Source organism: Enterobacter sp. 200527-13 (genome assembly GCF_027924865.1).
Classification (GTDB): domain Bacteria; phylum Pseudomonadota; class Gammaproteobacteria; order Enterobacterales; family Enterobacteriaceae; genus Enterobacter; species Enterobacter ludwigii.
Genome location: NZ_BSCM01000010.1, coordinates 102322 through 112448 on the forward strand (window position 1 = coordinate 102322; position 10127 = coordinate 112448).

The following is a 10127-nucleotide window of genomic DNA, read 5'->3' on the forward strand; positions in this document are numbered from 1 at the left end:
TTTTAATTAAGCAGCCTGCGCGTTCTCTTCGACGCGGTTAATGCTGCGGTAGAGATGGTCGAAACGGTCGTTATCAAACTGATGGCTTGGGCCATCAAAGAACACATGCCCCTGACGCAACGCGACGATGCGCTCGCAATAGCGCAGGGCGTAATCCACCTGGTGCAGCGTCACCACCACGGTGATGCCGTCGTTGAGGTTGATGTCGCGCAGGGTTTCCATCACGATGCGAGCCGATTCCGGGTCCAGCGAGGCGATGGGTTCATCGGCAAGAATGATTTGCGCTTTTTGCATCAGGGCACGGGCGATAGCCACGCGCTGCTGCTGTCCACCGGAAAGTGTGGAGACGCGCTGGTGGGCGAAATGCGCCATTCCGACGCGGGTCAGCGCCTGCAACGCTTCCTGCTTTTGAGAGGGGGAGAACCAGCGCAGACAGGTACGCCAGAACGGGGTGCTGCCGAGCGCGCCAATCAGCACGTTCTCCAGTACCGTCAGGCGATTGACCAGGTTGAACTGCTGGAAGATATAGCCCGTCTGGGCGCGGCTTTTGCGGATATCCCGCGCCAGGCGTCCTGCACGCTGCACGGTGTTGCCCAGCAGCTCGACGTGGCTTTCTGAGGTCTTATCACAGGTGATAAGGCCGCTTAAATGACGCATAAGGGTGGATTTACCAGAGCCGGATGGCCCCAGGAGCGCCACCATTTCGCCCTGCTGGACGGTCAGATCAACGGCATGCAGGGCCTTGTTGTGATGAAAGGTCTTGCTCAGTTTCTCGACGCGGATAACAGTTTGCATATGCTGGGCCTCACAATAAATGTGGCCTCATGCTGGCGCATCAATATGACATTTGGGTTAAGTCTCGGTTGCGGGAGTTTGAAGAGTTGAGGGGAGTTTGATGACAGGCGGGGGCAGACTGCCCACCGCCAGAAGATCACTGCTGTTGCTTAACGACGTTAATCATCCACGGCACGCCGTATTTGTCGGTGACTTTACCGAAACCGTGCGCCCAGAAGGTCTCCTGCCAAGCCATTTCGATATGGCCTTCCGCGGCCAGATTGTCGAACCAGCGTTTGCCTTCTGCCATGTCCTGGGTGTCCAGCACCAGCGTGAACCCGGCATACTGCGCTTTGCTGCCGGGCGGCTGCCCATCACTCATCATGATATCGCTGCCCGCAATGCGAACATTCGAGTGGGCGATCGCCGAATCCGGAAACTGCATGCCAGACGGACAGCCTTCTTCGCTGCTGTCGCCTTTTGGCATTTCACCGAAGGTGATTTTATAGAGGAGCTCTGCGCCGACGGCGTGCTGATAAAAGGCGGAGGCCTCGGCACAGTTACCGGCGAAAGAGATGTAGGGACTTAACGGCATAATCTATACCTCACGTAAGAAGAGCCCGTTAAGTGTAGTTCTCGCCAGCCCGGTAAGCGAAGCGCCACCGGGCGGGTAAATCAGTTCTTTTTCACAAACTCTGATTTCAGTTTCATCGGGCCAAAGCCGTCAATTTTGCAGTCAATATTATGGTCGCCTTCTACCAGACGGATATTCTTCACTTTAGTGCCGATCTTCAGCATGGAAGAGCTGCCTTTAACCTTCAAATCTTTAATCACGGTGACGCTGTCGCCATCAGCCAGCAGATTACCGTTCGCATCTTTTACAACAAGCGTATCAGTATCGTGCGACGGCTCGGCGTCATTCCATTCGTGAGCGCATTCCGGGCAGATGAACATGCCATTATCTTCATAGGTGTATTCAGAATTGCATTTCGGGCAGTGTGGGAGTTGCATAAGGGTATCCTCAAAAAGTGCGTAACACGCTGGAAAGTGCCAGCAAAATGACGGCTGGGTGCCGAAAAAGGGGGCAAGTATAACGCAAATCCACACCGTTGTCGGTGATATTCTATTTAAAAAAAAAGCAAAAAGCGTGTCGCCAGTGACATTTCCTGTCAGTCAGTTAAGCGATGCTTACGGCATTAACACGGTGGAAAGAAATGGCAGTAAATATATCGAATATTTTATTGCAGCAAATTGCTACGCACCTCCATTTCGGATAAGGTGAAGCGACACATTGTTATTTATCTCCTGACTTCCCCGTCATCCATATCTTATGGCGGTGACGCATTACCTCTCTTTTTAGGTGGGTAAATAATGATGATATATCCTGAAGTTTCTTAAAAATGGGCCAGGCTTTTATCTTTTGGCTGTCATGCCAGAGGGGAAGCTTTACACGCCATGCAAGGATAGCGATTTATTTCTGATTATCTTCAATCAGTTATATTTCGGTGAACATGTTTTCCACACGTGATCATATAAGCCTGAACAACATAATTAAAACCAGTGGCTTAATAAAAGTAATAAATTTGCGTTAAGGAAAGGCTTTTATCATGCACACACAGACCATTTTTGAATTAAGCCAGGAAGCAGAGCGTTTGTTACAGCTCGCCCTGCAAAATCTTGATACGTTGAAATCAATGCCGACGGCGAAGCTGGAAAGCACCGCCGCAGCCATTACGGGTGAAAAGAACAACGTCTTACCTTTGCATTTTAGTGCGCGGGGTGTCGAAGCCCAGCAGGCTATGCTGAATAATGAATTACGGAAAATAACCCGTCTGGAAATGGTGCTGGCAATTGTGGGCACCATGAAAGCGGGGAAATCGACCACCATTAATGCCATTGTCGGAACCGAAGTGTTGCCGAACCGCAACCGACCGATGACGGCGCTTCCGACATTGATCCGTCATACGCCGGGTCAGAAAGAGCCGGTGCTCCATTTTGCTCACGTCTCTCCTATCGATGAATTAATCCTCCTGTTACAGAAAAAGCTCTGCGATTACGATCGCGGGAAGCTGGCGCAGCGTCTGGAAATTGATAAGGACATGATTACGCTGCTGGAAAGAATTGAAAATGGTGAGGCTTTCGAGAAGCATCACCTTGGTGCGCAGCCGATATTTCATTGTCTGAAAAGCCTTAACGACCTGGTGAGGCTCTCACAGGCGTTAGGCGTCGAGTTTCCGTTCTCTGAATATGCGGCCATCGAACACATTCCGGTGATTGAAGTGGAGTTCGTGCATCTCGCGGGTCTGGATGCCCACCTTGGGCAACTGACGCTGCTTGATACCCCCGGGCCGAATGAGGCCGGGCAACCGCATCTGCAAAAAATGCTGAGCGAGCAGTTATCACGCGCGTCGGCGGTGTTGGCGGTGATGGATTACACCCAGCTCAAATCGATTTCCGATCAAGAGGTCCGGCAGGCCATTTCAGTCGCCGGTAAATCGGTGCCGCTGTATGCGCTGGTCAATAAATTCGATCAGAAAGATCGTAACAGCGACGATGAAGAACAGGTTAAAGCGATGATCTCGGGCACCCTAATGAAAGGGAATATTTCGCCGGGGCAAATTTATCCCGTTTCGTCGATGTGGGCGTATCTGGCGAACCGCGCCCGTTATGAGATGACTACCCACGGTCAGCTACCGGATCACAAGGAGCAGCGCTGGGTTCAGGATTTTGCCGAAGCCGCGCTGGGACGCCGCTGGCGTACGGAGGATTTGGACGACATCGACCATATTCGTCATGCGGCCGATTTGCTGTGGGAAGATTCGTTATTTGAACAGCCGATCCGCAAGCTTATTTATGCCGCCTATGCCAATGCATCGCTCTTCGCTCTGCGTTCGGCGTCGCATAAGCTGCTTAACTACGCCCAAAATGCCCGGGAGTACCTGGACTTCCGCTACCAGGGGCTGACGGTCGCTTTTGAGGCGCTGGAACTGAATATCGCGCGCCTGGAAGAGGACATGGCCCTGCTGCATACGCGTCAGCGCGTGGTGAGCGACGAAGTGAAGCATGAAGTGGAGCAGGCGCTTAACGCCACCGCTGACTTTATGATGTCGCAGAATACTTCACTCCAGCAGGCGATTAGCCATGTGTTTAGCGCTCGCTCTGTTCTCGAGCTGGCTGGCATCGAACCGCGGGATCTTCGCCGTGACGAGCCGCAGGCGCTGAAACAGCTGGTACTGGATGATGAAGGGCAGGCGCAAATTGCGCTGAGTAAAATCCGCTCCTCCTGCGAGCTGATCATGCTGGATGCGCAGACGAAGATCGGCCGGGAGCTGGCGTTACGCTTCGATCAACTGGAGTCGACGCTGGCGCGTTCGCTGAATGAAGCCATGCGGCCAATCGAAACGCGTATTAAAGAACAACTCAGCCATGCGGGTTTTCGCGCGCGGATAAGCTTCCCGGCGTTTCAGGCGCATCAACTTAACTTCAACACCCGGGCGCTGTTTAACGATGCGATTGCGCAGGATCACCGCCCGGCAGGCCAGCCAGCGGGCGCGGCGAGCATGCGTGAAACCGTCTCTCGCTGGCTGAATAACCCGGGCTGGGGCTGGGAAGATTATGTTGTCGCACGAACACGCTATGTCATTGATATTGAACAGCTTAATGAAAAATTCAAGCAGCATATCGATCAGTTCTGTGAACAAATCCGTAAAGCTTTGACCGCCCAGGTCGATGTCTCTGTTACGGCGGGGATGGCAACGTTCTTTGCGGAATTTTCGTTATGCCTGACCGGGTTACAGGAAAGTTTGCGTGATAGCCTCGCAGTACGTCAGCAAAATGAGCATTCGACCCGAGCGCTCAGCCAGCTGTTAAAGCAAAGTATCACGACTGCGACGTGGATACAGGAAGATACCCGACTGTTACGCGATGATATTCAAACCCTATTCGCGGCAGAACAACCATGACAACACAACTACTGGACGGCCCCGGGCGAACGCTGGAGTGTATTCATCCAAAATTTATGGTCGATCTGGTTCAGGGGGTGGACGCGGCGCGTCATCCCCACCCGGGACCACAACAGCTGCAGTTTCGTGAGCGTTTGACCCAGGAGATCATGACGCATACCCGGCTACGGCCCTGGGCGATGGCGGGTATGCTTAATGAAAATGCGGCGCTGCGCCTGGGGCTGGCGGAAAAGCTGGCCGGTATGCTTGACCCCGGGCACCTTGCGCTGACGCTGATGGCAGACAAATTGATTGCGCTGCGTCAGCAGACTAACCCGCGGGCCCAGCAATCGCCCGGCCTGATTCAGCAGTACGCTGAGCTTTCCGCTCATTTTACGCAACGAGCCGCCTATAAAGAGAAGGCGCTCTCCCAGCGAGGGCTGACGGTGCAGGCGGGTGAGCACAGCGAACAAATTTTTACCCGCTGGCGAGCCGGTCACTACGATGGCTGGTCGCTGGCCGGGCGTTGCTATGTCGTCCTGGAAGAGCTGCGCTGGGGTGCATTTGGTGATGCCTGTCGCCTGGCGAATGAAGACGTGGCGGCGATGCTCAAGGATAACTTACGCAGTATGGCGGCAAACTATCTTGCGCAGGGCATCAACGCTTCTCCTTCCACCCGCCATTTCTACCATCAGTGGCTGACAACGCCCGCATCGCCGGGACTGATAGATCATAAAGACATGCTCGGCTGGCTGGGCGACTGGTGTCAGGCGGATAACCATCCGGTGAGCTGGTCGGTGACGCAAAGCTGGCACACTGTCGCGCTGGGTATGCCGAGGTTGTGCTCGGCAAAACGGCTTGTGGATGGGATGGTGGAAGAGATTTTTGGTGGCTGAAATCCCCCTCTCACCGGGAGGGGGAGCACCGGTTAGTGGTGTGTTTCAACAGGCTTAGGCTCTGTCTGAACCTCAGCAACATGTCCGACACGTTTTGCATACAGTGCGGTGATGATGGGAACCAGAATCGCGGTCACAATCACGCTGGCTGCAACCAGTGCCGTCGCGGACGCGGCCACCGGTTCAAAAGCCGGGTTAATCTGCGCAATGATCACCGGGTTGGCCACGGCTGCACCTGCGGCTGAAGAGGCGGCGATCCCCGCCGTTCCGTTTCCTCCCCCAATGACCCGGTCGGCAATAATCAGCGGAATACCGGTGATGATGATCACCGCCACGCCCAGCACGATACCCAGCAGACCCGTATCGAGGATGACATTCAGGTTGATGGTGTTACCCAGCGCAAAACCGAAGAACGGGATCAGCACCGGCGTGGCTTTGCTGAAGAAATCACGCAGATCGTTATCCAGGTTACCCAGAGCAAAACCGATCAGGAAGGGCAGGATCGCGCCGATAAAGTGGTGGGGTTCAAAGGACGCCAGGCCAGCAGAGCCCAGAATCAGCATGGTCATCAGCGGACCGGACTCCAGAGACATCAGGACAAATGCACCTGACTCTTCTTTGGTGCCGTACTGGTTCATCAGGCTGGCATACAAACCGCCGTTGGTCATATCCATCGCAGAGACAATTGCCAGAACCGATAATCCGGCGAAGAATCCGGTCTGAATTCCATTCTCCGGAATGAACATCGCACAGATCATTGCCACTACCCAGGCCACGGCAATTTTCGTAATCACCAGCGTGCCGGATTTTCGTAATACGGTGCCTGTTGCCCGTAAATTAATTGAGGCGCCGATACAAAAGAACCAGACGGCCAGAATGGGAACGGTGCCCGTAATCATCCCTTTTGTGAACCCGCCAAAATAAGCGCCGGTTTCAGGGGCCAGGGTATTCAGGATAGCGCCCAGTACAAGCGGAACCAGCATCATACCGCCCGGTATGCGTTCAATCGTGGCTTTAATCTTCATAGATAACCCTCAAATCGTATCCCGCATGGCGGGCGGCAAAAACAAAAAAATAAATCAATAAATTCAATGAATTGAATGTCTCTGGGGGCGATGGCGTCATTACCCATGCAATAAAACTAAAAAAGCGATCCTGGTAAACGGGGTGCCACAGCACCGGGAACGTGGTGTTCGGAATTATCATGCGATCATTGGAATGATGATTCAATGAAAATAAAACAGTGTTTTAGTTATCTGCATCACATATTGACGTAAACGTTTTAAACGCGCGTCGGAGGGTTAGAATTTATGTAAATCTGATGTGAAGTAATGGGGTTTCATTTTCCGTTGTCCGGGAAATAATGACGTGTGTGAGGATGTGTTTTTATGGCGATTGAGAACGTGCAGATTTGCGCTAATTGACAAAAACTGCAGCCAGCTGACGTAACATAAATATATGTGTGAAGTTGATCACAAATATAAACGCTGGTAGGGTAAAAAGGTCATTAACTGCCCAGGCAGGCGTCAACAGGTTCGGTTGTATCGACGTAAAACGTCAATGTAAGTAAACCTGCTACGCTTGAATAAGGCGATTCGCATGGAGCGAATCCCATGGTTCACAGATCGCATACGGGACTGTGAAACGGACAGGGCCGAGTCTACGAGGATAGCTATGCTCAGAAGGAAAAAAATCAAACCCATCACGCTTCGCGACGTCACCATTATTGATGACGCCAAACTGCGCAAAGCGATCACCGCCGCCTCGCTGGGTAATGCGATGGAATGGTTCGATTTTGGTGTTTACGGCTTTGTGGCCTATGCGTTAGGTAAAGTGTTCTTCCCCGGCGCCGACCCCAGTCTGCAGATGATTGCCGCGCTGGGTACGTTCTCCGTCCCCTTCCTGATTCGCCCGCTGGGTGGTCTGTTCTTCGGTATGCTTGGCGATAAATATGGTCGCCAGAAGATCCTTGCTATCACCATTGTCATTATGTCGATCAGTACGTTCTGTATCGGCCTGATACCGTCCTATGCCAGCATCGGTATTTGGGCTCCGATTCTGCTGCTGCTTTGTAAGATGGCCCAGGGCTTCTCCGTAGGCGGTGAGTATACGGGTGCCTCTATCTTTGTCGCAGAGTATTCCCCGGACCGTAAGCGCGGCTTTATGGGAAGCTGGCTGGACTTCGGCTCGATTGCCGGGTTTGTCCTGGGTGCGGGCGTGGTGGTGCTGATTTCTACCGTCGTCGGTGAAGAGAACTTCCTCTCCTGGGGCTGGCGTATTCCGTTCTTCCTGGCGCTGCCATTAGGGATTATCGGTCTTTACCTGCGTCATGCTCTTGAAGAAACGCCGGCGTTCCAGCAGCACGTTGAGAAGCTGGAGCAGGGCGACCGCGAAGGGCTGCAGGATGGCCCGAAAGTCTCCTTTAAAGAGATTGCGACAAAGCACTGGCGCAGCCTGCTGACCTGTATTGGTCTGGTCATCTCCACGAACGTGACCTACTACATGTTGTTGACCTACATGCCGAGCTATCTGTCGCATAACCTGCACTATTCAGAAGACCACGGTGTGCTGATTATTATCGCCATCATGGTGGGTATGCTGTTTGTGCAGCCGATTATGGGGCTGTTGAGTGACCGCTTTGGCCGTCGACCGTTCATTATTCTGGGGAGTGTCGCGCTGTTTGCTCTGGCAATCCCGGCCTTTATTCTGATTAACAGTAATGTGCTGGGTCTGATTTTTGCCGGTCTGCTGATGCTGGCGGTGATCCTCAACTGCTTTATCGGGGTGATGGCCTCGACGCTGCCTGCGATGTTCCCGACACACATTCGGTACAGTGCGCTGGCGGCTGCCTTTAACATCTCGGTGCTGATTGCCGGTCTGACCCCGACGCTTGCCGCCTCGCTGGTGGAAAGTACGCAGAACCTGATGATGCCGGCTTATTACCTGATGGTTATCGCGGTGATTGGTTTGATTACCGGTATTACCATGAAGGAGACGGCGAATCGTCCTCTTAAAGGGGCCACGCCTGCGGCGTCTGATATCCAGGAAGCGAAAGAGATCCTGCGCGAACACTACGATAATGTAGAGCAGAAGATTGAAGACATTGATGCAGAGATTGAAGAGCTGCAGCAAAAACGCTCCCGCCTGGTGGACCAGCATCCACGAATCAACGAGTAATAAAAAAACCCGCCGCTGGCGGGTTTTCTTTTATTAGCAGCCTGCGGCGATGTAATCGCCATTGGCGCTGATGGGGAGTACCGTCAGGAACAGCACGGTTGCGAACAGGATCAGGACTATTCCTCCGGCTATTTTAAAGACCGGAACCAGCCAGCTGAGTGAAGCCCCGCCGCCAAACCAGGCCACCGTCCGCTCTCGGGCATAACGTACCGCCAGTGAGAGGCCCATAATCGACAACGCCGTTCCCAGCGACATGGTCATGACCGCAGCCATCCCCCAGGTAACAATACCCAGCGCATTTGAAAACATCAGGATCATGATCGCCCCGCTGCACGGACGCGCACCAATCGCCAGTATGACGCCCAACCGGGTTTTCCAGTCGCCTTGCGCCAGGTCTGCACCTACACCGTGATGACCACAACCACAGTGTTCATTATGTTGATGAAGGGGCGTGATGGCTGAGATAACCATCCGGCGAGGTCGCAGGCTTTTCAGCGCCTGGTAAATGACAAATACACCAAATGCACCGATGAGCACCGCGCTTATCTTCTCGACGTACCAGCGGCTGGTACTGATATCCCCCGATGCGAGGTTAAACCCTACCGCCAGAATAAAGACAAAGAGAATGGCGCTGACGCCCTGCATCAGGCTGCCAAGAAAAGGAACGACCCGGGCGGCCCGTTCGCTTTCTTTATTTGTCGTGAGGTAGGTCGTCACAATGAATTTCCCATGCCCCGGCCCGATGGCGTGCAATACGCCATAGAAGAAGGCGCCGGTTAATAGCCATAACCCGCCGCTGTACTGGTGGTTGTTAAGCTGGAGCAGGTACATCACCAGATAACGGTGCAGGGTAATTTGCGTGGCAAGGCACCACTGAAGAAAGGTGTTCCAGTGCGTATGCAGGGTAAACCCGGCTAAGAGGATCGCCAGCAACATGATGCCTGCTGTAGGAAGGCGCCAGTCACGCGTCAGTTGTTGTGTGGTCATGGGGTGGCCTGGTGGGGGAATATTTGTCGCTAGTATAGTTGATCTTGCCTGTTAATCCGTAGGATCGCACAGAGATCCCGCCTCAATTGTGGATAAGTCTGTGTGTAAAAGGGTATAAAGCGGGGTTTTGCTGGGGAATACAGCAGTCAGTCATCTTTTTGCAACTTTTAGGTTGCGGCCTGCAGAGAACTCCCTATAATGCGCCTCCATCGACACGGCGGATGTGAATCACTTCACAGATAACCCGGTCGGTTGAAGAGAAAAAATCCTGAATTTCAGGGTTGACTCTGAAAGAGGAAAGCGTAATATACGCCACCTCGCGACGGTGAGCTGTAAGCCGCGTCGCAACTGC

Annotated in this window: 8 protein-coding genes; 3 read left to right on the forward strand and 5 right to left on the reverse strand. The window is 53.3% G+C overall.

All coding sequences use genetic code 11. From position 1 onward, the window contains the following. Positions 1-6: 6 nt before the first annotated feature. From phnC to QMG44_RS21925, 3 genes are all read right to left on the reverse strand, one after another. The gene (gene phnC / locus QMG44_RS21915) at positions 7-795 is read right to left on the reverse strand and encodes a phosphonate ABC transporter ATP-binding protein (protein ID WP_014168268.1); all 789 of its coding nucleotides are present in this window, start codon (positions 793-795) and stop codon (positions 7-9) included. Between the two features lie 136 nt (positions 796-931). Next, positions 932-1369: a VOC family metalloprotein YjdN gene (yjdN, locus tag QMG44_RS21920; protein ID WP_086533149.1), complete on the reverse strand. Its 438-nt coding sequence runs from the start codon at positions 1367-1369 to the stop codon at positions 932-934. Between the two features lie 80 nt (positions 1370-1449). Next, the gene (locus QMG44_RS21925; protein WP_020882810.1) at positions 1450-1785 is read right to left on the reverse strand and encodes a zinc ribbon domain-containing protein YjdM; all 336 of its coding nucleotides are present in this window, start codon (positions 1783-1785) and stop codon (positions 1450-1452) included. Between the two features lie 596 nt (positions 1786-2381). On the opposite strand from QMG44_RS21925, the gene crfC reads away from it, so the two are divergent. Further along, entirely contained in the window at positions 2382-4736 is a 2355-nt protein-coding gene (crfC, locus tag QMG44_RS21930; RefSeq protein WP_086533150.1) for a clamp-binding protein CrfC, read from the forward strand. Next, the gene (locus QMG44_RS21935; RefSeq protein WP_014168272.1) at positions 4733-5611 is read left to right on the forward strand and encodes a diguanylate cyclase regulator RdcB family protein; all 879 of its coding nucleotides are present in this window, start codon (positions 4733-4735) and stop codon (positions 5609-5611) included. Before crfC ends, QMG44_RS21935 begins: the two co-directional genes overlap by 4 nt. A 32-nt stretch (positions 5612-5643) precedes the next feature. Here QMG44_RS21935 and kdgT read toward each other — a convergent pair whose 3' ends face one another. After that, positions 5644-6636 carry a 2-keto-3-deoxygluconate transporter gene (gene kdgT / locus QMG44_RS21940; protein WP_086462936.1) on the reverse strand — a complete coding sequence of 331 codons (993 nt, stop codon included), beginning with the start codon at positions 6634-6636 and terminating at the stop codon, positions 5644-5646. A gap of 649 nt (positions 6637-7285) precedes the next feature. Here kdgT and proP point away from each other — a divergent pair. Beyond that, entirely contained in the window at positions 7286-8788 is a 1503-nt protein-coding gene (gene proP / locus QMG44_RS21945; protein ID WP_020882807.1) for a glycine betaine/L-proline transporter ProP, read from the forward strand. Positions 8789-8821: 33 nt separating this feature from the next. Here proP and QMG44_RS21950 read toward each other — a convergent pair whose 3' ends face one another. Further along, positions 8822-9775, reverse strand: coding sequence for a nickel/cobalt transporter (locus QMG44_RS21950; RefSeq protein ID WP_047355931.1), 954 nt, complete (start codon positions 9773-9775; stop codon positions 8822-8824). Between the last annotated feature and the right edge of the window lie 352 nt (positions 9776-10127).